This window comes from Enterobacter cloacae complex sp. P27C (assembly GCF_014895705.1).
Classification (GTDB): domain Bacteria; phylum Pseudomonadota; class Gammaproteobacteria; order Enterobacterales; family Enterobacteriaceae; genus Enterobacter; species Enterobacter bugandensis.
Window position 1 is genome coordinate 74,874 of sequence record NZ_JADBQB010000005.1, and the last position, 19,277, is coordinate 94,150.

Genomic DNA, 19,277 nt, shown 5'->3' on the forward strand with positions numbered 1-19,277 from the left:
GGGCCATCAGGAGGGAGCATGGACATTACACAACATCTTGCAGCAAAGCTGAAAACGCTGCGCCAGGCGCGCGGCTGGAGTTTGTCGAAGCTGGCGGACGAAACGGGCGTGTCGAAAGCGATGCTCGGGCAAATCGAGCGCAATGAGTCCAGCCCGACGGTGTCGACGCTGTGGAAAATTGCCACCGGGCTGAACGTCCCGTTTTCCGCTTTCATTACGCCCGAGGCGGACAGGCCGGCTGTGTTTGATTCACAGCAGCAGGCGATGGTGGTCAAACCGCTCTTTCCCTGGGATGAGACGCTCCGGTTCGATCATTTTTCCATCACGCTGGCACCGGGTGCCCTGAGCGAGTCCACGCCGCATGAGGCAGGCGTGATTGAACATGTGGTGGTCATCAGCGGCGAGCTGGAGATGAACATCAACGACGAGTGGCAGACGGTTCATGCCGATTCTGGCGTCCGTTTTGCCGGTGATAAACCGCACGCCTACCGCAACAGCAGCGACCGGCCGGTGCATTTTCACTCTCTGATCCATTATCCCCGCTGAGGCTACGCAAAACTGTTTCGCTGGCGCAGACTTCTGACTACAATAGCCGCCATTTTGACCATAACGGATAACGACGAAGTATGCGCCTGCAATCCCATCATCTTGAACTTTTAAGCCCGGCCCGCGACGCCGCCATTGCCCGTGAAGCGATCCTTCATGGCGCTGACGCCGTCTATATCGGCGGCCCTGGCTTCGGTGCCCGCCATAACGCCAGCAACAGCCTGCGCGATATTGCCGATCTGGTGCCGTTCGCCCACCGTTTCGGGGCGAAAGTGTTCGTGACCCTGAACACCATTCTTCATGATGATGAGCTGGAGCCCGCGCAGCGTCTGATTACCGATCTTTACCAGACCGGCGTCGATGCCCTGATTGTTCAGGATATGGGCGTGCTTGAGCTGGATATTCCGCCTATCGAACTGCATGCCAGCACCCAGTGCGATATCCGCACGGTTGAGAAGGCGAAGTTTCTCTCCGACGTGGGCTTTTCGCAGATCGTTCTGGCCCGCGAGCTGAACCTCAATCAGATCCGCGATATTCACCAGGCGACGGACGCGACGATCGAATTCTTTATCCACGGCGCGCTGTGCGTGGCCTATTCCGGCCAGTGCAACATTTCCCACGCCCAGACGGGCCGCAGCGCCAACCGCGGCGACTGCTCGCAGGCCTGCCGTCTGCCGTATACCCTGAAAGACGACCAGGGTCGCGTGGTGGCGTTCGAAAAACACCTGCTTTCCATGAAGGATAACGATCAGACTGCCAACCTGGGCGCGCTGATCGACGCGGGCGTGCGTTCCTTTAAGATTGAAGGGCGCTACAAAGATATGAGCTACGTGAAGAACATCACCGCGCACTATCGCCAGATGCTGGACGCCATCATCGAAGATCGCGGTGACCTGGCGCGCGCCTCGGCCGGTCGTACCGAACATTTCTTTATTCCGTCAACGGACAAAACCTTCCACCGCGGCAGCACGGACTATTTCGTGAACGCCCGCAAAGGGGATATTGGCGCGTTTGACTCACCGAAGTTTATCGGTTTACCGGTCGGTGAAGTGTTGAAAGTGGCGAAAGATCACCTGGACGTTGAAGTGACCGAGCCGCTGGCGAACGGCGACGGCCTGAACGTGATGATTAAGCGTGAAGTGGTGGGCTTCCGCGCCAACACGGTCGAAAAAACCGGCGAGAACCGCTACCGCGTCTGGCCGAATGAAATGCCTGCCGATCTCTACAAGGCAAGGCCGAACGCGCCGCTCAACCGTAACCTGGATCATAACTGGCAGCAGGCATTGCTGAAAACCTCCAGCGAGCGTCGCATCGCGGTGGACATTGAGCTGGGCGGCTGGGAAGAGCAGCTGATCCTGACCATGACCTGCGAAGACGGCATCAGCGTAACGCATACCCTTGATGGCCTGTTCGAGGTGGCAAACAACGCGGAGAAAGCGCTTAACAGCCTGAAGGACGGCGTAGCGAAGCTGGGCCAGACGATTTACTACGCGCGCGCCATCGAGGTTAATCTGCCGGACGCGCTGTTCGTGCCGAACAGCCTGCTGAACCAGTTCCGCCGCGAAACGGCAGAGATGCTGGATGCCGCACGCCTGGCGCAGTACCCGCGCGGCAGCCGTAAGGCCGAATCCGTTCCTGCGCCTGTGTATCCGGACACCCATTTATCGTTTCTGGCCAACGTTTACAACCATAAAGCGCGTGAATTTTATCATCGCCACGGCGTGCAGCTTATCGACGCGGCCTATGAAGCGCACGAAGAGAAGGGCGATGTGCCGGTGATGATCACCAAGCACTGCCTGCGCTTTGCTTTTAACCTGTGCCCGAAACAGGCGAAAGGGAATATTAAAAGCTGGAAGGCCACCCCCATGCAGCTGGTCAACGGTGACGAAGTCCTGACCCTGAAGTTTGACTGCCGTCCTTGTGAAATGCATGTTATCGGCAAAATGAAAAACCACATTTTCAAAATGCCACCGCCGGGCAGTATCGTTGCGTCCGTGAGCCCGGACGATCTGATGAAAACCCTTCCGAAACGCAAGGGCAGTTAATTACCTTACGTGCGTGTCCGGTTTGCGCGATTTCTGCCACAGGTGGTGTTCGCGCAAACCCTCCGCTGACTCTTCCGCTACACTGCGTAACTCGTCACTGTCGGCCTCATGCCGCAGCTGATGTTCCACATTCTTTACCCAAACATATTCATGCCCTTTGTGCCCGGCCATCAGCTGGCCGGAAAAGAGGGCACAAATAAGCATGATAAAAGATAGCCCTTTTTTGAACATAAATTCACCGAATAAGAACAGCGCGGGTTAATCATGCCAATTATTGTTTAGGGTTATTATTCAAAATTTCAAAATAGCGCAAAGAAAATGTCAAATAACGTGGGTTCATAATACCGATTAGGATTTTTCTTAAAATATATGTGCGTTTTTGTAAACCTCCCATTTCTGGTCCACAGTTGGATGTTCGCATTAAGGATAAATCCTATATAATAGTGAATCTCTGGCTAAGGAATGGGTCATTCATAAATGAAAAAAATAATAGCGTTTTCGCTTCTGGCTGTTGCGGTAGGTGCCGTTGCAGCGATTCGTTATGCAGGTAATGACGAACCAGAATATATTCAGTCCGCTGAAATTCGCGTTGGTTCCTATTTAACCAGCGACTATGGACGCGTAGCCTGCACTAGTAAAAGAGTAAATGAGCAGCGCTGGGAATTAGACTGCACCCATCCGGCACGGGGAAAAACATTCCAGTTTGCGGTTTATCCCTCTGAAAAGGCTCCCTATGGCGTATCGCGATCGTTTTATCTCGAGGCCCTTAACGATGATGCCAGGCAGAGCGCTGAGCAGGGCCTGATGCGCTATTTGCAAATCAACACCAGCGCGAGTTAATCAGGCTGTTTAGCTTTCGTTGAGACAGCCAGTGTTAGTTTGTATGAGATCCGCTGCCCGACCATGGAGCGTCGGGGACGTAGAGACCAAAATACAAATCTATCCATGCAAGCATTTACCGCCAGATAATGGCGGTTTTTTTTGCGCTTTTGCCGCTAGCGGGCAGTATCAGAACGTGAAAATTGTTTGCGATACTGAGCCGGGGAAAGCGCAAACTGCTGACGAAAATGATGACGCAGCGTCGACGCCTGACCAAACCCGGTCTGTTCCGCGATGCTGTCGATGCTTAAACGGCTGCTCTCCAGATAATCTTTTGCTCTCAGCAGGCGTTCATTAAGCAGCCAGCGTGCGGGCGTCGTGCCCGTTGCAGCCTCGAAGCGACGAAGAAAGGTGCGCTGGCTCATGCCGACCCGACGCGCCAGCGAGTCGACGCTGTGCGGCTCGGTAAGATGCGTGTGCAGAAAATCAAACAGCTGGCCCAGGCGCTGGCTTTCCCGCAGCTGCGCCACCGGGCGGCTCAAATGCTGCGGCTGTGAACCATCCCGGTGAGGGGGGATCACCAGCCGACGCGCCACGCTGTTGGCGGTTTCCAGCCCATAATCCCTTCGTACAACATGAAGGCAGAGATCGATCCCCGCCGCGCTGCCCGCGGAGGTCAGGATATCGCCCTCGTCCTGGTAGAGCACATCCTCAACCACCTCGATGTCAGGGTAGCGGACCTTAAGCGCGTCAATGTAGCGCCAGTGCGTCGTGGCTTTACGTCCGTTCAGCAGCCCCGTAGCGGCCAGTACGAACACGCCCGAGCAGATGGACAGCAGCTGACATCCGCGCGCGCTGGCCTGGCGCAGCGCCTCGCAGAGCGCCGGAGGAACCGGTGAGTCTAGCCCCCGCCAGCCGGGAACCACGATCAGGTCCGCCGACGCAAGCAGGCTCAAGTCCCCATCGGTAACGATGCGGATCCCGCCGGTCGCCCGCAGTTCTCCGCTATCCACGCTCGCCACCGCAAAACGATACCAGTCGTCGCCCAGCTCCGGACGCGGCAGGCCAAAAATCTCAACCGCCACGCCAAACTCAAAGGTACATAGCCCGTCATACGCCAGCACCACCACCTGCGGGCGGGTAATCTGTCTTAAGTTTGTCATCTTTTTGCTGTTTTCTGGCATAAGCGAGCGCATTCACGGGCTGAATTTGTGGATAGAGTAGTGTTAACACAAACGCCAAAGATGAGGAAGGATCATGAGCTATGTTACTGAATTTCCGGCTGCCGAGCCGCAGGAAGCCGTTACCCATTTTCTGCGTCGCCTGAGCGTCGAAACCGACTGCGCCGACGTGCATCACGCCATCGCCAATAATGAGCAGGACTTCGTGCTGCTGCACGTGGTGGGGAGCCCGGAGCAGTTTGCCCGCCGCCATGTGCCGGGCGCACTGCATATGCCCTGGAGCCAGATGACCGCTGAGCGGATGTCTCAATGGCCGGAAGGGACGCTGTTTGTCGTCTACTGTGCGGGGCCACACTGTAACGGCGCGGACAGGGCGGCGCTGAAGCTGGCGCGTCTCGGGCTGCCGGTCAAAATCATGCTCGGCGGCATCACCGGCTGGGAAGATGAACGCTACGCCTTTGCCAGCCAGGCGCACGCTGACGCGCTGTGAAGATGAATTTTTTTCAACACCCGTGAAATTTTCTCGTTTGCCGGAAACGGTAAGGTATGACATCTTTTTTGGGCATTTAGACATCCAGAAGTCTAAAGGTTCAAATAATGAATTATCACTGCGGGCAATTAATACCGGCAGACTGAGGAGATTTCCATGCAACGACAGCACGCCCCATACCGCGCCGACGTAGTCGGCAGCTTTTTACGCCCGGATGCCATCAAGCAGGCTCGCCTGAAATTCGCCAGCGGCGAGATTGATGCCGGACAGCTTCGCGCGGTGGAGGACGAGGCTATTCGCCACGTCGTCGAGCAGCAGTGCGCGTGCGGCCTGCATGTGGTGACCGACGGTGAATTTCGCCGTGCCTGGTGGCACTTCGATTTCTTCGACGGTCTTCAGGGGGTTGAGCGTTACGATTCACAGCAGGGGATTCAGTTCAACGGAGTACAAACCAAAGCCCACGGCGTGCGCGTGACCGGCAAGCTGGGCTTTGGCGACCACCCGATGCTGGAAGACTTCCGCTATCTGAAAAGCATCAGCGGCAATGCCCAGCCGAAGATGACCATTCCCAGCCCAAGCGTGCTCCATTTCCGCGGCGGGCGCAAAGACATCGACGCGACGGTGTACCCGGATCTGAACGACTATTTCGACGATCTGGCAACCACCTGGCGCGACGCGATACGCGCATTCTACGACGCGGGCTGCCGTTATCTGCAGTTGGACGACACCGTCTGGGCCTACCTCTGCTCGGACGACCAGCGCCGTCAGATCCGCGAGCGCGGCGACGATGCCGATGAGTTGGCTCAAATCTATGCCCGCGTACTGAACAATGCCCTGGAAGGCAAGCCGGAGGATCTGACCATCGGGCTGCACGTCTGCCGCGGTAACTTCCGTTCAACCTGGATTTCCGAAGGCGGCTACGAGCCGGTGGCGGAAGTGCTGTTCGGGACGGTCAACGTTGACGCATTCTTCCTGGAATACGATAACGACCGCAGCGGGGATTTCGCGCCGCTGCGCTTCGTTCGCCCGGGCAAGCAGCAGGTGGTGCTGGGCCTGATCACCACGAAAAACGGTGAGCTGGAGAACCCGGAAGGCGTGAAGGCCCGTCTGGAAGAGGCGGCGAAATACGTGGCGAAAGAGCAAATCTGCCTCAGCCCGCAGTGCGGTTTTGCCTCCACCGAAGAGGGCAACAGCCTGAGTGAGTCCCAGCAGTGGGATAAGGTCCGTCTGGTGACGCAGATCGCCAGCGAAGTCTGGTAAAACCGCTTCCTCAGCGCTGCATTATAAAAGTGCAGCGCTGTGCCATTCTGAGTCGTTCTCTTTACATCCTGCCGTCTGTCTCCTGCAATAACGCTTCCTCCATTCTGGCATCCTTTTTGCTCCTGCTTCGCTGACACCTTTATTTCCGCGTCCATGCCGTAACGGACGTTTTCGCACAGCGTTCTTTTTCAGGAGTGAAAATATGCAGCGTCGTACCTTATTAAAAGCCTTTGCGTTATCCGCGTCCGTCGTGGCGATGGGAATGAGTTTTGGCGTGCAGGCGGCCGACACCATCAAAGTGGGGATCATGCACTCTCTGTCCGGCACGATGGCCATCTCCGAAACCCCGCTGAAGGACGTCGCCCTGATGACCATCGACGAGATCAATGCCAAAGGCGGCGTGCTGGGTAAGAAACTGGAGCCGGTGGTGGTGGATCCGGCCTCAAACTGGCCGCTGTTTGCCGAGAAGGCTCGCCAGCTGCTGAGCCAGGATAAAGTGGCGGTGGTGTTCGGCTGCTGGACGTCGGTTTCGCGCAAATCCGTGCTGCCGGTGTTTGAGGAGCTGAACGGCCTGCTGTTCTATCCGGTGCAGTATGAAGGCGAAGAGATGTCGCCAAACGTCTTCTATACCGGCGCGGCGCCGAACCAGCAGGCCATCCCGGCGGTGGAATACCTGATGAGCGAGGACGGCGGCGGGGCGAAGCGCTTCTTCCTGCTGGGTACCGACTACGTTTACCCGCGCACCACCAACAAGATCCTGCGCGCGTTCCTGCATTCGAAAGGGGTGGAGGATAAGGACATCGAAGAGGTTTACACCCCGTTTGGTCACAGCGACTACCAGACCATCGTCGCCAGCATCAAGAAATTCTCCGCCGGCGGCAAAACCGCCGTGGTGTCGACCATCAACGGCGACTCCAACGTGCCGTTCTACAAAGAGCTGGCTAACCAGGGGCTGAAGGCCACCGACGTGCCGGTGGTGGCGTTCTCCGTCGGCGAAGAAGAGCTACGCGGAATCGACACCAAACCGCTGGTGGGTAACCTGGCGGCGTGGAACTACTTTGAGTCCGTGGATAATCCAACCAACCAGGCGTTCGTCGCGGATTACAAAGCCTATGCGAAGGCGTACAAGCTGCCGAATGCCGATACCGTGGTGACCAACGACCCGATGGAAGCGACTTACGTGGGGATCCATATGTGGGCACAGGCGGTGGAAAAAGCGGGCACCACCGACGTGGATAAGGTGCGCGCGGCGATGGCCGGTCAGTCATTTAAGGCGCCGTCTGGCTTTACGCTCACCATGGATGCTACCAACCATCATCTGCATAAGCCGGTCATGATCGGTGAAATTGAAGGCAACGGCCAGTTCAACGTGGTCTGGCAGACGGAACAGCCGGTGCGCGCCCAGCCGTGGAGTCCGTTCATTGCCGGGAATGACAAAAAGCCCGACCAGCCGATGAAAACCGCCAGCAACTAGGCCATTGCCTCAGGGAGAAACGTCATGAACGCCATGCGCATGTTCATCGCTCTTGTATGGCTTTCCGGACTGCTGCCAGGGATGGCGCAGGCATCGGATGCCGATCGTTTTGTTGCCGCCAGCCGCGGCCAGCAGGCGGAGCTCCTCACGCAGTGGGCCGCTGCGCCGGATGCCGCCAGGCTTCCGCTGCTTCAGTCCCTGCAAAAGGAAAACCTGTATACCGACAGCCAAAAGCACGCCTTTGCGAAGCGTAATGGCGAAATGGTTTCGCTCGGTGAGGCGCGTGCGGCAGTAGGGCAAACCAAAGCTGTACGCCTGACAAACCGGCTGCGCGTGCTGGCTGCAACGGCCATTGCCACGCATCAGCTTGTTAGTGACAGTGTCACCGAAAGGCGGGCTGCAGCCCGTCAGCTCCAGCGGGATGCTCAGCCCGACATGCTCGCTTTTCTGGAAAAGCGCGCCGGGGATGAAGCGGACGCTGTGGCGCGGCAGGCGCTCCTGCTGGCGGTAGCGAATCTCCAGCTGGCGAGCCCGCAGCCGGAGGTGCGCCGCAGGGCCGTCGAACTGCTGGGCCAGTCAGACGATCCGGAGGTACAGTCCAGACTCACTCCGTTTACCCAGGCGCAGACCGAGCCGGATGCCGGCGTGCGCGCGGCCGCAGAAGAGAGCCTTAGCCAGATTACGCATCGCCTGATGTGGGGCGATCTGCTGGGCCAGGCGTTTATGGGGCTTTCTCTGGGGTCGGTGTTGCTGCTGGCCGCGCTGGGGCTTGCGATCACCTACGGTCTGCTGGGCGTCATTAACATGGCCCACGGCGAGATGCTGATGCTGGGGGCGTACGCCACGTGGATGGTGCAGCAGGCAATGGCCGGGCTTGCCCCTCAGTGGCTGGCGCTCTATCCCGTTATCGCCTTGCCGGTAGCGTTCTGCCTGACGGCGGGCATTGGAATAGTGCTGGAGCGCACCGTGATCCGTCACCTGTACGGTCGTCCGCTGGAAACCCTGCTGGCGACCTGGGGGATCAGCCTGATGCTTATCCAGCTGGTGCGCATGACCTTTGGTGCCCAGAACCTGGAGGTGGCAAACCCGGCATGGCTTTCCGGCGGGGTGCAGGTTTTTGCAAACCTGACCCTGCCGTGGAACCGCATTGTGGTGCTGGGCTTCGTGCTGCTGGTGCTGTTCTTCACCTGGCTGATTCTGAATAAAACCCGTCTTGGTCTGAACGTGCGCGCGGTGACGCAAAACCGCAGCATGGCCGCCTGCTGCGGGGTACCGACCGGGCGCGTCGATATGCTGGCGTTTGGGCTGGGCTCAGGGATCGCCGGGTTAGGCGGCGTGGCGTTATCCCAGCTTGGTAACGTCGGGCCGGAGCTTGGTCAGGGGTACATCATCGACTCGTTCCTCGTAGTCGTTCTCGGTGGCGTAGGCCAGCTGGCAGGCAGCGTGGCCGCCGCGTTCGGGCTGGGCATTTTCAATAAAATCCTTGAGCCGCAGATGGGGGCGGTGCTGGGCAAGATCGTGATTCTGGTGGCGATCGTCCTGTTTATCCAGAAGCGCCCTCAGGGGCTGTTTGCGCTAAAAGGGAGGGTGATTGACTGATGAGCCAGCCGCTGACCTTAACGCTGGCGCGTAAAGCGCCGCGAACGACACAGATTGCAGGCAGCCTGCTGGTGGCGTGTTTGCTGATTTTACCGTTTTTCGCCTTGCTGCCCGCGACGCATCCGCTGGCGCTGTCGACCTGGATGCTGACGCTCATCGGCAAGATCCTCTGCTATGCCATCGTTGCGGTGGCGCTGGATCTGGTGTGGGGCTACGCCGGCATGCTCTCTCTTGGACACGGCATCTTCTTCGCCCTGGGCGGCTATGCGATGGGCATGTACCTGATGCGCCAGGCGTCAGGCGACGGCCTGCCCGCGTTTATGTCGTTTCTCTCCTGGAGCGAGCTGCCGTGGTTCTGGTGGGGCACCCAGCACTTTGCCTGGGCGCTGGTGCTGATCGTGATGGTGCCGGGTTTGCTGGCGCTGGTGTTTGGCTGGTTTGCCTTCCGCTCGAAGATCAAAGGGGTTTACTTCTCGATTATGACCCAGGCGCTGACCTACGCGGGCATGCTGCTGTTCTTTCGCAACGAAACCGGCTTTGGCGGCAATAACGGCTTTACCGGCTTCACCACGCTGCTCGGGTTTTCGGTGACGGAAACGGCAACCCGCATCGCGCTGTTCCTGGCGACGGTGCTGTTGCTGCTTCTGGCGTTGGGCACCGGATTTGCGCTGGCGAAGAGCAAGTTTGGCCGCATCCTGACCGCCGTGCGCGACGCGGAAAACCGCCTGACGTTCTGCGGGTACGATCCGCGCGGGTTCAAGCTGCTGGTGTGGACGCTCTCCGCCGTGCTGTGCGGCCTGGCGGGGGCGCTGTACGTTGCGCAGGTGGGCATTATTAACCCCGGTGAAATGTCGCCGACCAACTCGATAGAAGCCGCCATCTGGGTGGCGCTGGGCGGGCGCGGCACCCTGGTGGGGCCGGTGATTGGCGCGGCGCTGGTGAACGGGGCGAAAAGCTTCTTTACCGTTGCCATGCCGGAGTACTGGCAGCTGTTTCTGGGGTTGATTTTTATCGCCGTCACGCTGTTCCTGCCGCGCGGCGTCTACGGTCTGTTGCGTAAGGGAGAGAAATAATGCAGCCAACGGAAGAGTTATTTACCCGCCAGTTGCCCGGCGATCGCTACCGGGACCAGACTGACCCGGTGCTTCAGCTTGAGGCCATTAACGTCAGTTTCGACGGCTTCCAGGCGCTGACCGATCTCTCCCTGAATATCGGCGTGGGCGAGTTGCGCTGCGTGATTGGCCCCAACGGGGCGGGTAAAACCACGCTGATGGACGTGATCACCGGCAAAACCCGACCCAAAAGCGGGAGAGCGATTTACGACCAGTCCATCGACCTGACCGGGCTGGAGCCTGCGGCCATTGCCCGTCAGGGGATTGGCCGAAAATTCCAGAAACCCACGGTCTTTGAAGCGCTGACGGTGTGGGAGAACCTTGAGATCGCCATGAAAACCGATAAATCCGTCTGGGCGAGCCTGCGGGCAAAACTCAGCGGCGAGCAGCGGGACCGCATTGACGAGATGCTGGTTCTTCTGCGCCTTGGCAGCGAGCGGGGCCGTCGCGCCGGGCTGCTTTCGCACGGGCAGAAACAGTTCCTGGAGATCGGCATGCTGCTGGTGCAGGACCCGCACCTGCTGCTGCTGGATGAACCCGCCGCCGGGATGACCGATGCGGAAACGGAATACACCGCCGAGCTGTTCAAAACCCTGGCGGGCAAACATTCCCTGATGGTGGTGGAGCACGACATGGGCTTTGTTGAAACGATTGCCGACCACGTGACGGTGCTGCATCAGGGGCGCGTGCTGGCGGAAGGCTCGCTTCGCGAGGTGCAGGCCAACGAGCAGGTGATTGAGGTCTATCTGGGGCGCTAAGGAGCGATGATGTTACAGGTTAACGAACTGAATCAGTACTACGGCGGCAGCCATATCCTGCGCGGCGTGAGCTTGGAAGCCGCTCCCGGCGAAGTCACCTGTCTGCTGGGGCGCAACGGCGTCGGGAAAACCACGCTGCTGAAATGCCTGATGGGGCTGATCCCGTCGAAAACCGGGGAGGTCATCTGGCAGGGTAAAACGATCACCCACAGCAGGCCGCACCAGCGGGTGCAGTCCGGCGTAGCGTATGTCCCGCAGGGGCGCGAGATTTTCCCGCGCCTGACCGTGGAAGAGAACCTTTTGCTTGGGCTTTCGCGTTTTTCCGCCCGCGAGGCAAAGCAGGTTCCTGACGAGATCTGGCAGCTGTTTCCGGTTCTCAAAGAGATGAAGCACCGCCGTGGGGGCGATCTCTCCGGCGGGCAGCAGCAGCAGCTGGCGATTGGTCGCGCGCTGGCGAGCCGTCCGCAGCTGCTGATTCTGGACGAACCGACGGAAGGCATACAGCCTTCCGTCATCAAAGAGATTGGCCAGGTGATCCGCACCCTGGCAAACAGAGGCGATATGGCAATCCTGCTCGTCGAGCAGTTTTACGACTTTGCCGCCGAGCTGGCCGACAGCTATCTCCTGATGTCCCGCGGCACTATCATTCAGCGCGGGAGGGGCGAAAATATGGAGCAGGAGGGCGTTCGCGGGCTGGTTGCGATCTGAAATGTTATATTATAACATCCTCATTCTTTTAAAACGGAATGAGGGCGTTACTTTGGCTGCACATATTGGAAAATTTGCCATGACTCTGGGGGCGCTGCTGGTCAGTGGCCAGCTGTTTGCTCACTCGCACGGCCATCAGATGACCGAAGCGGAACAGAAGGCGGCAAACGGGGTGTTTGAGGATAAAGACGTAAAGGACAGAGCGCTGTCCGACTGGGACGGCACCTGGCAGTCGGTGTATCCGTTCCTGCTGGACGGTTCGCTGGATCCGGTCTTCAAACAGAAAGCGCAGAAGGATAAAAGCAAAACCTTTGACGAGGTGAAAGCGTACTACCGCAAGGGATATGCCACGGACGTGGATGCCATCGGCATTGAAAATAACGTAATGGAATTCCACAGAGGCAAGGCGGTCAGCAGCTGTCAGTATGACTACAGTGGCTACAAAATTCTGACCTACGCATCGGGTAAAAAAGGCGTTCGCTATCTGTTTGAGTGTAAGGATGCCGACAGCAAGGCGCCGAAGTTCGTGCAGTTCAGCGACCACATCATCGGGCCGAAAGCCTCATCGCACTTCCATATTTTTATGGGCAATACCTCCCACGAGGCGCTGCTGAAAGAGATGGACAACTGGCCGACCTATTATCCAAACGAGATGTACAAAGAGCAGGTGGTGGAGGAGATGCTGCACCACTGATGCGTTATTGCCGGGGGGCGGCTTCGCCTTACCCGGCCACTATTTTTTACGCCGCTTTGGGGGATTCGTTCCACGCCTTCACGCTCATTCCCCGCAAAATCATCAGCCAGGCAACGACGATGGCAACCATCATGATTGCAAACAGCGACCAGTGCGGCAGGTTGGTCAGGATAATGCCGGTGATCATCGGGTTTGCCGCCGCGCCGAGCCAGCCCAGCGCCTGCGCGGAAAAATAGCTCGCCTTCATCCCCGGCGGGGCGATGTTGTCGATCAGCATGTATTCACCCGGTGCGTAGATAATCTCACCCAGCGTAAAGATGGCGGCGGCGATGCCCCAGTAAATCAGGTTCTCCCCGGAGAGCATAAAGCCTCCCAGACCCAGGATAAAAAACAGCGTTGCGGCGGTCATTAAAGGCCGAATATTGCTGGCGGAGATCTTCCGTCCCAGCGCGTACTGCAGCGTCACCACCACGGCGGCGTTAACGGGCAGCACCACGGCGACAACCTTCTGGGCAAAATCGCTGTCGGCATTGGCGGCCAGTACGTATTGCGAAATGCAGCTGGCGAACGATCCGCCCACGTAAGACGCGAGCAGGCCGGAGAGGGTAAACCAGAACAGGGCGCGATCTTTCAGCAGCACCGACGGCTGCCAGGGCATCTTCTCCTCGGCGGTATCCAGCGCGACGCTTTTTTGCACGAAGAAATGTATAAACCCGAGCGGCAGCGCGGCGCAGAAGGCCGCCAGCCAGAACGGCAGCTGCAGGCTGTACATCACCAGCAGGGTGCCAATCGGCGGCCCAATCGTCCAGCCAATGTTCAGGAAGCTGTAGTTGAGCGAGAAGACGCGCGCTTTCTGGCTGGAGGTCAGCACGTCCGAGAACCAGGCTTTCAGCACCGTCGAAAAGACGGAATAGGCGCAGTTGATCAGGGAAAAGAACAGCACTACCAGGGTGACGTTATCCACCAGCGGGATCGCGACAAAACCGGCGATAAAAGCCACGATCGCGATCAGCATATAGCGTTTTTTATCAAACTTATCGGCCAGAATACCAAATCCCAGGCTGAACACCACGCCAACGGTCAGCGCAATCGTCAGGGCATAACCAATATTCTCGACGCTCATATTAAACACGCGCGTGAGATAAATGGTCATGAACGGCAGCGTTGCCCCCCGACCGATGGTTAATAACAATGACGATGCCAGCAGCGCTGCGGTTGAGCGCCTGAGAGATGGTTTCATATTCCTTCCCGACGGTTGCTTATGCTTTTTTTAGACGAGTGTTAACAGGATTACCATGACATAAGGGGCTTGTATAGCACCCGATTTATCCCTAAGTGCTTCAGCTGCCTGCCAGAAATAATGATCTTCTCGCGGCACACTTTTTTCTGTTACCTTGAAGTGTTAACAAATTATTAATAATTCAGGGGCAGGGTATGACGCGTAAAGACGGACTGCTGGCGTTGCTGGTGGTCGTGGTATGGGGGCTCAATTTTGTGGTCATCAAGCTGGGATTGCACAACATGCCCCCGCTGATGCTGGCCGGTTTGCGTTTTATGCTGGTGGCGTTCCCGGCGCTATTTTTCGTCGCCCGTCCGAAAATCCCGTTAAAACTGCTGCTGGGCTACGGTCTGACCATCAGCTTTGGCCAGTTCGCGTTTCTCTTCTGCGCCATCAAGTTCGGCATGCCGGCCGGTCTGGCCTCGCTGGTGTTACAGGCGCAGGCGTTCTTTACCATCATTCTCGGCGCGTTCGTGTTTGGCGAACGTCTGCAGGGCAAGCAGCTGGCGGGGATAACGCTGGCGGTATTTGGCGTGCTGGTGCTGATTGAAGCCAGCCTGAACGGTCAGGATGTGGCGCTGCTCGGGTTTATGCTCACGCTGGCGGCGGGGCTGAGCTGGGCGTGCGGAAATATTTTCAACAAGCTGATTATGCAGCACGAGGCGAGGCCTCAGGTGATGTCCCTGGTGGTCTGGAGCGCATTGATTCCGATAATCCCGTTTCTGGTGGCGTCGTTTATTCTGGATGGCCCGGAGGTGATGCTGAACAGCCTGGTCGAGATCGATCTGACCACGATCCTTTCTCTTGTCTATCTGGCGTTTGTCGCCACCATCGTGGGCTACGGGATCTGGGGTTCGCTGCTGGGGCGCTATGAGACCTGGCGCGTCGCGCCGCTGTCTTTGCTGGTTCCGGTAGTGGGGCTTGCCAGTGCGGCGATACTGCTGGATGAAACGCTGAGCGCGCTGCAGCTGCTCGGTGCCGTGCTGATCATGGCCGGGTTGTACATCAACGTGTTTGGCCTGCGGGTTCGCCGGGCGGCGCGGGTAAGGGGATAGGGCATAAAAAAGCCCCGCGGCTGCGGGGCAAAAACGAATCAGAGGCCGTGCTGATTATAATAAGGCACGCCTAATTCGTCGGATTTGTCGCTACCAGCACCCATGTGGTTGAAATCATAAGGCGACTGGTCATGTGCTGACGGCAAAATCATCGTGTCATGATTATTTTGCTGCGTTGCACCTGGGGTTTGCTCCGCGAAGGTCTGGCTGGAAAACAGCACCAGCAAGGCGAGGGCGGCGGAGGCGGTAACTTTCATTTTTTCCTCGGTTACGTCTTTTACAGGCGATGATTAACTACAGTGTTTTAACGGATACAGGTAACGGGATTCACCCGGCACGCTGGTGATTCGGTACTTATGAGGCGGCACGTCAAAATAGTTCTTGAACGTACGCGTGAGGGTTTGCTGTGATTCAAATCCGTAACGCTCCGCCAGATAAAGGATCGGTTCATTGCTTTCTTTCAGTTTCTGGGCAATTTCCGTCAGCTTGCGGCTGCGAATATATTGACCTAATGAATGACCGGTCTCTTTTTTGAACATCCGTTGCAGGTGCCATTTGGAGTAACCTGAACGCTCAGACACTTTTTCAAGGGAGAGCGGCGATTCCAGGTTATCTTCGATCCAGTCCAAAATGCTATGAATAGTGATAGCGTCAGTATTGCGTCTGGACATCGTCATACCTCTTTTTCTGTTTACGGCAGTATTTTCTTCAGCAAAAGCTCAAGGGTAGCCACTTCATCTGCCGTTAAGTTTTTTGTTAGTTCCTGATGCAGTGTTTGTCCTACTAATTGATGACATTGCTCGCACATAGCCGCACCATCGCTGGTGAGCCTGACCAGTACGCCGCGTTTGTCATTCGGGTTAGGGCTTCGGTCTACCCATCCTTTGCAGACGAGACGATCGAGCATGCGGGTTAACGCACCCAGATCGACAGAGAGCACCTTTTTCAGCTCAACCGGCGTGATACACACTTCGCAGCGAATGGAACACAGCACTTTGAACTGTGTTGCGGTGATATCCAGCGGTGACAGGTAGTCATTGAGCAGGCGATCTTTTTTCTGGTTAACCATATGAATAAGACGACCCAGCGGAACAACGTCGTTAAAGATATCACTGGTGCTTTTCACAATGGTTGCCCTGGCAAGTAGTTTAATCACGGCAGATATTATTGCTCAGGCAAGTATAAGTCAACTGAATGAATCAGCCGATGCCACGAATTGCTAAAACGTTTCATGAACGATTTTTGCAACCTTTCAAATCAGGAAGATAACAAACGGGTATCGTTCCCAAAGGAAAACTATCGTTACGTTGCGTCGATAGCTGAACGTCACACTTTCACCCTATAATTGCGATGTTAAATGTGGATAAGGACAACGACGCACTATGTTGGATTTGATTAAAGCAATAGGTCTCGGGCTGGTGGTACTGCTGCCGTTAGCTAACCCGTTAACGACGGTGGCGCTGTTCCTGGGGCTGGCAGGGAATATGAACAGCGCCGAGCGCAACCATCAGTCGATGATGGCTTCGGTGTATGTGTTTGCCATTATGATGGTGGCCTACTACGCCGGACAGCTGGTGATGAACACCTTCGGGATTTCAATTCCCGGGCTGCGTATTGCGGGCGGGCTGATTGTGGCCTTTATCGGCTTCCGCATGCTGTTCCCGGCGCAGAAAGCGCACGAGTCTCCGGAGGCAACCAGCAAATCTGAAGAGCTGGAGTCCGAACCGAGCGCGAATATTGCTTTTGTACCGCTGGCCATGCCGAGTACGGCCGGGCCGGGAACCATCGCGATGATCATCAGTTCTGCATCGACGGTGCGCGACAGCTCTACTTTCCCGGACTGGGTACTGACCGTTGCGCCACCGCTAATTTTTGCGCTTATTGGGATTATCGTATGGGCGTCTCTGCGCAGCTCCGGTGCGATCATGCGCTGGGTGGGCAAGGGCGGAATCGAGGCGATTTCCCGTCTGATGGGCTTCTTACTGGTCTGTATGGGCGTGCAGTTTATTATTAACGGCGTGCTGGAGATTATTAAGACTTACCACTGATGTCATTGCCGGGCGGCGGCTACGCCTTGCCCGGCACAAACGCACCTCAACCGTGCTGCCCCTGTTCCTCCAGCGCCACCGGCCACTTGCGGAAGATGAGTACCGACCAGACGAGCGCGACGAGCGCCGGAATCGCCCCCAGATAGCCAATCGCCGACATCGATACGTGCAGGCTAATCTGATTGCCCACCAGCGCCCCTGCACCAATCCCCAGATTGAATATCCCAGAGAACAGCGACATCGCCACGTCCGTGGCATCCGGCGCCAGGGCCAGGACTTTCACCTGCATGCCGAGACCAATAATCATGATCGCCACGCCCCAGAACAGGCTCAGGATCGCCAGCTGGCTTTCGCTGCCTGACGCAGGCAACAGAAGCACCAGGCACGCCAGCAGCAGGCCGATGGCGCTGCTCACCAGCAAGGAGGCATGCTGGTTTCCCAGTTTACCAAACAGCACGCTGCCAATAATGCCCGCGCCGCCGAGAATGAGCAGTAAGAGGGTGGCAAAGTTTGCGCTAAAGCCCGCGACCACCTGCACAAACGGTTCGATGTAGCTGTACGCCGTGTAGTGCGCGGTGACCACGATAACGGTAAGCAGGTAGATACTCAGCAGCGCCGGGCGACGCATCAGCAGCGGCAGGCTTTTCAGCGAGCCGGAGTGTTCGCTTGGCAGCGCGGGCAGCAGCTTAATCAGACACACCAGCGTCACCAGCGCGCCCATGCCGATGGCAAAGAAGGTGGTACGCCAGCCGAAGTACTGTCCCACGATGCGGCCAATGGGCAGCCCCAGCACCATCGCCAGCGCGGTACCGGTGGCAATCAGGCTCAAGGCCTGGGCGCGTTTACCCGCCGGCGCGAGCCGAATAGCCAGCGACGCGGTGATCGACCAGAACACCGCGTGGGCAAAGGCAATGCCGATGCGGCTAATGACCAGCACCGTAAAATTCCACGCCATAAACGACAGGACATGGCTGGCAATGAACAGGGCAAACAGGCCGATCAACAGCCTGCGCCGCTCCATCTGGCTGGTCAGCAACATAAACGGCAAAGACATCAGCGCCACCACCCAGGCGTAGATAGTTAACATAATCCCCACCTGCGCTGTTTCCATCCGGAAGCTTTCTGCTATGTCAGACAACAGCCCAACCGGAACAAATTCTGTGGTGTTAAAAATAAATGCGGCAATGGCCAGCGTGACCACGCGTAGCCACGCGACCCTGCGGGAAACTGTGTTCGTTGTCATAGGGATGTCGGAGATTCGTTGCTGGAAAGATGAGAAGGCGATCTTAAAACGCCATACGGCGAAAACTCAACCATTATGTGACGCAGATCTCAATATTTACCTTATGAAAGCGGTAGCCGGGGGCGTTGTTTTCATTGAATATAAAAGTACAACACAGCACAGACAGGCGGTAAGACAATGCAGGAGATTGATTTTTATCTGGTAGATGCGTTCAGCAATACCTCGTTCGGCGGCAATCCGGCAGCGGTTTGCCCGCTGAACGAATGGCTGCCGGATGAAACGTTACTGAAAATGGCGCAGCAGCATAATCAGTCGGAAACCGCATTTTTCGTCTGCACTAAGGGCGGCATTGAGCTACGCTGGTTTACCACGCTCACTGAAGTCAATCTCTGCGGTCACGCCACCCTGGCCGCCGCGTACGTTCTGTTTAATGAACTCGATTACCCCGACTCGCGGATCCACTTTGATACCGCCTCTGGCCGACTGACGGTCAGCCGGGAGGGAGAGTGGATGACGCTGGACTTCCCGGCGTGTCCGACCCGAGAAGAGACGCCGCCGCCGGAGATGCTCGCGGCGCTCGGTATCCGCCATTACGTTGAAGCCCGTAAAGGCCGCGCCTGGGTGATTGTGCTGGAAAATCCCCGGCAGGTTGAAGCACTTGCGCCGCGCTTTTCGGCGATGACGCCGGGCGAGCATAAAGTGAGCGTGACGGCACCGGGTGAAGGGGAATATGACTTTGTCAGCCGCTTCTTCTCACCGGGCGTTGCCGTTCCGGAAGATCCGGTGACCGGATCCGCGCACACGATGCTGATCCCCTACTGGAGCGAAAAGCTGGGGAAAACGGCAATGTTTGCCCGTCAGGTTTCGGCGCGCGGCGGGGATGTGCGCTGCGAGCTGAAAGGGGAGCGCGTATTGATGAGCGGTCAGGCGTCGTGCTACCTGAAAGGCACTGTGTATCTGCGCTAA

22 protein-coding genes are annotated in these 19,277 nt (G+C 57.4%); 15 read left to right on the forward strand and 7 right to left on the reverse strand.

The features are described 5' to 3' along the window. The first annotated feature begins 18 nt into the window (after window positions 1-18). Both IM291_RS11470 and IM291_RS11475 read left to right on the forward strand, forming a co-directional pair. Window positions 19-546, forward strand: a complete 528-nt coding sequence (locus tag IM291_RS11470) for a helix-turn-helix domain-containing protein (RefSeq protein ID WP_192971059.1) — start codon at window positions 19-21, stop codon at window positions 544-546. An 80-nt stretch (window positions 547-626) separates the two neighbouring features. Continuing rightward, window positions 627-2,591: a U32 family peptidase gene (locus tag IM291_RS11475; protein ID WP_063942481.1), complete on the forward strand. Its 1,965-nt coding sequence runs from the start codon at window positions 627-629 to the stop codon at window positions 2,589-2,591. On the opposite strand, the gene IM291_RS11480 is transcribed toward IM291_RS11475, so the two are convergent. After that, the gene (locus IM291_RS11480; RefSeq protein ID WP_047368536.1) at window positions 2,592-2,822 is read right to left on the reverse strand and encodes a DUF2554 family protein; all 231 of its coding nucleotides are present in this window, start codon (window positions 2,820-2,822) and stop codon (window positions 2,592-2,594) included. Window positions 2,823-3,068: 246 nt separating this feature from the next. Here IM291_RS11480 and IM291_RS11485 point away from each other — a divergent pair, with 246 nt between their 5' ends. Then, entirely contained in the window at window positions 3,069-3,431 is a 363-nt protein-coding gene (locus IM291_RS11485; RefSeq protein ID WP_045260501.1) for a hypothetical protein, read from the forward strand. 155 nt (window positions 3,432-3,586) lie between these two features. Here the strand turns inward: IM291_RS11485 and ftrA are convergent, their stop codons facing one another. Next, on the reverse strand, window positions 3,587-4,594 hold the full coding sequence (gene ftrA / locus IM291_RS11490) for a transcriptional regulator FtrA (RefSeq protein WP_192986893.1): 1,008 nt from the start codon (window positions 4,592-4,594) through the stop codon (window positions 3,587-3,589). A 73-nt stretch (window positions 4,595-4,667) separates the two neighbouring features. Here ftrA and IM291_RS11495 point away from each other — a divergent pair, with 73 nt between their 5' ends. The 8 genes from IM291_RS11495 to zinT all read left to right on the forward strand — a co-directional run bounded on the left by IM291_RS11495 (window position 4,668) and on the right by zinT (window position 12,686). After that, on the forward strand, window positions 4,668-5,081 hold the full coding sequence (locus IM291_RS11495) for a rhodanese-like domain-containing protein (protein WP_047365183.1): 414 nt from the start codon (window positions 4,668-4,670) through the stop codon (window positions 5,079-5,081). 156 nt (window positions 5,082-5,237) lie between these two features. After that, entirely contained in the window at window positions 5,238-6,341 is a 1,104-nt protein-coding gene (locus tag IM291_RS11500; protein WP_048999554.1) for a cobalamin-independent methionine synthase II family protein, read from the forward strand. Window positions 6,342-6,543: 202 nt separating this feature from the next. Beyond that, window positions 6,544-7,815, forward strand: coding sequence for an urea ABC transporter substrate-binding protein (urtA, locus tag IM291_RS11505; RefSeq protein WP_192986895.1), 1,272 nt, complete (start codon window positions 6,544-6,546; stop codon window positions 7,813-7,815). A 24-nt stretch (window positions 7,816-7,839) separates the two neighbouring features. Next, window positions 7,840-9,414, forward strand: a complete 1,575-nt coding sequence (urtB, locus tag IM291_RS11510) for an urea ABC transporter permease subunit UrtB (RefSeq protein ID WP_192986896.1) — start codon at window positions 7,840-7,842, stop codon at window positions 9,412-9,414. Further along, window positions 9,414-10,487 (forward strand): urea ABC transporter permease subunit UrtC, encoded by a 1,074-nt coding sequence (gene urtC / locus IM291_RS11515; RefSeq protein ID WP_192986898.1) that lies wholly within the window; start codon window positions 9,414-9,416, stop codon window positions 10,485-10,487. Before urtB ends, urtC begins: the two co-directional genes overlap by 1 nt. Continuing rightward, the gene (gene urtD / locus IM291_RS11520) at window positions 10,487-11,284 is read left to right on the forward strand and encodes an urea ABC transporter ATP-binding protein UrtD (protein ID WP_048999557.1); all 798 of its coding nucleotides are present in this window, start codon (window positions 10,487-10,489) and stop codon (window positions 11,282-11,284) included. The genes urtC and urtD overlap by 1 nt, the downstream gene beginning before the upstream one ends. Before the next feature lie 9 nt (window positions 11,285-11,293). Beyond that, window positions 11,294-11,992, forward strand: a complete 699-nt coding sequence (urtE, locus tag IM291_RS11525) for an urea ABC transporter ATP-binding subunit UrtE (protein WP_192987074.1) — start codon at window positions 11,294-11,296, stop codon at window positions 11,990-11,992. Window positions 11,993-12,044: 52 nt separating this feature from the next. Further along, the gene (gene zinT, locus IM291_RS11530; protein ID WP_041910003.1) at window positions 12,045-12,686 is read left to right on the forward strand and encodes a metal-binding protein ZinT; all 642 of its coding nucleotides are present in this window, start codon (window positions 12,045-12,047) and stop codon (window positions 12,684-12,686) included. A gap of 46 nt (window positions 12,687-12,732) precedes the next feature. On the opposite strand, the gene ydeE is transcribed toward zinT, so the two are convergent. Next, window positions 12,733-13,926, reverse strand: coding sequence for an efflux MFS transporter YdeE (gene ydeE / locus IM291_RS11535; RefSeq protein ID WP_028013136.1), 1,194 nt, complete (start codon window positions 13,924-13,926; stop codon window positions 12,733-12,735). A gap of 194 nt (window positions 13,927-14,120) precedes the next feature. Between ydeE and eamA the strand changes: the two genes are divergently transcribed. After that, window positions 14,121-15,020: an O-acetylserine/cysteine exporter gene (eamA, locus tag IM291_RS11540; protein WP_192986900.1), complete on the forward strand. Its 900-nt coding sequence runs from the start codon at window positions 14,121-14,123 to the stop codon at window positions 15,018-15,020. Window positions 15,021-15,058: 38 nt separating this feature from the next. Here the strand turns inward: eamA and marB are convergent, their stop codons facing one another. Genes marB through marR form a run of 3 tightly spaced genes read right to left on the reverse strand, consistent with a single transcriptional unit; the run spans window position 15,059 to window position 16,146 of the window. Further along, window positions 15,059-15,277, reverse strand: a complete 219-nt coding sequence (marB, locus tag IM291_RS11545) for a multiple antibiotic resistance protein MarB (RefSeq protein WP_028013138.1) — start codon at window positions 15,275-15,277, stop codon at window positions 15,059-15,061. Window positions 15,278-15,310: 33 nt separating this feature from the next. Then, window positions 15,311-15,691 carry an MDR efflux pump AcrAB transcriptional activator MarA gene (gene marA / locus IM291_RS11550; protein WP_008502237.1) on the reverse strand — a complete coding sequence of 127 codons (381 nt, stop codon included), beginning with the start codon at window positions 15,689-15,691 and terminating at the stop codon, window positions 15,311-15,313. Between the two features lie 20 nt (window positions 15,692-15,711). After that, the gene (gene marR, locus IM291_RS11555; RefSeq protein ID WP_048999558.1) at window positions 15,712-16,146 is read right to left on the reverse strand and encodes a multiple antibiotic resistance transcriptional regulator MarR; all 435 of its coding nucleotides are present in this window, start codon (window positions 16,144-16,146) and stop codon (window positions 15,712-15,714) included. Window positions 16,147-16,402: 256 nt separating this feature from the next. Here marR and IM291_RS11560 point away from each other — a divergent pair, with 256 nt between their 5' ends. After that, window positions 16,403-17,068: a MarC family NAAT transporter gene (locus IM291_RS11560; RefSeq protein WP_028013140.1), complete on the forward strand. Its 666-nt coding sequence runs from the start codon at window positions 16,403-16,405 to the stop codon at window positions 17,066-17,068. A 46-nt stretch (window positions 17,069-17,114) separates the two neighbouring features. On the opposite strand, the gene IM291_RS11565 is transcribed toward IM291_RS11560, so the two are convergent. Then, window positions 17,115-18,311 carry a sugar transporter gene (locus IM291_RS11565; protein WP_088205427.1) on the reverse strand — a complete coding sequence of 399 codons (1,197 nt, stop codon included), beginning with the start codon at window positions 18,309-18,311 and terminating at the stop codon, window positions 17,115-17,117. On the opposite strand from IM291_RS11565, the gene IM291_RS11570 reads away from it, so the two are divergent. Continuing rightward, window positions 18,196-18,516, forward strand: coding sequence for a hypothetical protein (locus tag IM291_RS11570; RefSeq protein ID WP_192987075.1), 321 nt, complete (start codon window positions 18,196-18,198; stop codon window positions 18,514-18,516). The genes IM291_RS11565 and IM291_RS11570 overlap by 116 nt on opposite strands. Beyond that, entirely contained in the window at window positions 18,489-19,277 is a 789-nt protein-coding gene (locus tag IM291_RS11575; RefSeq protein WP_045260510.1) for a PhzF family phenazine biosynthesis protein, read from the forward strand. Before IM291_RS11570 ends, IM291_RS11575 begins: the two co-directional genes overlap by 28 nt.

Coding starts and splice junctions, on each gene's coding strand:
- IM291_RS11470 (WP_192971059.1), top strand. CDS start 19: ATGGACATTACACAACATCTTGCAGCAAAGCTGAAAACGCTGCGCCAG.
- IM291_RS11475 (WP_063942481.1), top strand. CDS start 627: ATGCGCCTGCAATCCCATCATCTTGAACTTTTAAGCCCGGCCCGCGAC.
- IM291_RS11480 (WP_047368536.1), bottom strand. CDS start 2,822: ATGTTCAAAAAAGGGCTATCTTTTATCATGCTTATTTGTGCCCTCTTT.
- IM291_RS11485 (WP_045260501.1), top strand. CDS start 3,069: ATGAAAAAAATAATAGCGTTTTCGCTTCTGGCTGTTGCGGTAGGTGCC.
- ftrA (WP_192986893.1), bottom strand. CDS start 4,594: ATGCCAGAAAACAGCAAAAAGATGACAAACTTAAGACAGATTACCCGC.
- IM291_RS11495 (WP_047365183.1), top strand. CDS start 4,668: ATGAGCTATGTTACTGAATTTCCGGCTGCCGAGCCGCAGGAAGCCGTT.
- IM291_RS11500 (WP_048999554.1), top strand. CDS start 5,238: ATGCAACGACAGCACGCCCCATACCGCGCCGACGTAGTCGGCAGCTTT.
- urtA (WP_192986895.1), top strand. CDS start 6,544: ATGCAGCGTCGTACCTTATTAAAAGCCTTTGCGTTATCCGCGTCCGTC.
- urtB (WP_192986896.1), top strand. CDS start 7,840: ATGAACGCCATGCGCATGTTCATCGCTCTTGTATGGCTTTCCGGACTG.
- urtC (WP_192986898.1), top strand. CDS start 9,414: ATGAGCCAGCCGCTGACCTTAACGCTGGCGCGTAAAGCGCCGCGAACG.
- urtD (WP_048999557.1), top strand. CDS start 10,487: ATGCAGCCAACGGAAGAGTTATTTACCCGCCAGTTGCCCGGCGATCGC.
- urtE (WP_192987074.1), top strand. CDS start 11,294: ATGTTACAGGTTAACGAACTGAATCAGTACTACGGCGGCAGCCATATC.
- ydeE (WP_028013136.1), bottom strand. CDS start 13,926: ATGAAACCATCTCTCAGGCGCTCAACCGCAGCGCTGCTGGCATCGTCA.
- eamA (WP_192986900.1), top strand. CDS start 14,121: ATGACGCGTAAAGACGGACTGCTGGCGTTGCTGGTGGTCGTGGTATGG.
- marB (WP_028013138.1), bottom strand. CDS start 15,277: ATGAAAGTTACCGCCTCCGCCGCCCTCGCCTTGCTGGTGCTGTTTTCC.
- marA (WP_008502237.1), bottom strand. CDS start 15,691: ATGTCCAGACGCAATACTGACGCTATCACTATTCATAGCATTTTGGAC.
- IM291_RS11560 (WP_028013140.1), top strand. CDS start 16,403: ATGTTGGATTTGATTAAAGCAATAGGTCTCGGGCTGGTGGTACTGCTG.
- IM291_RS11570 (WP_192987075.1), top strand. CDS start 18,196: ATGTCAGACAACAGCCCAACCGGAACAAATTCTGTGGTGTTAAAAATA.
- IM291_RS11565 (WP_088205427.1), bottom strand. CDS start 18,311: ATGACAACGAACACAGTTTCCCGCAGGGTCGCGTGGCTACGCGTGGTC.
- IM291_RS11575 (WP_045260510.1), top strand. CDS start 18,489: ATGCAGGAGATTGATTTTTATCTGGTAGATGCGTTCAGCAATACCTCG.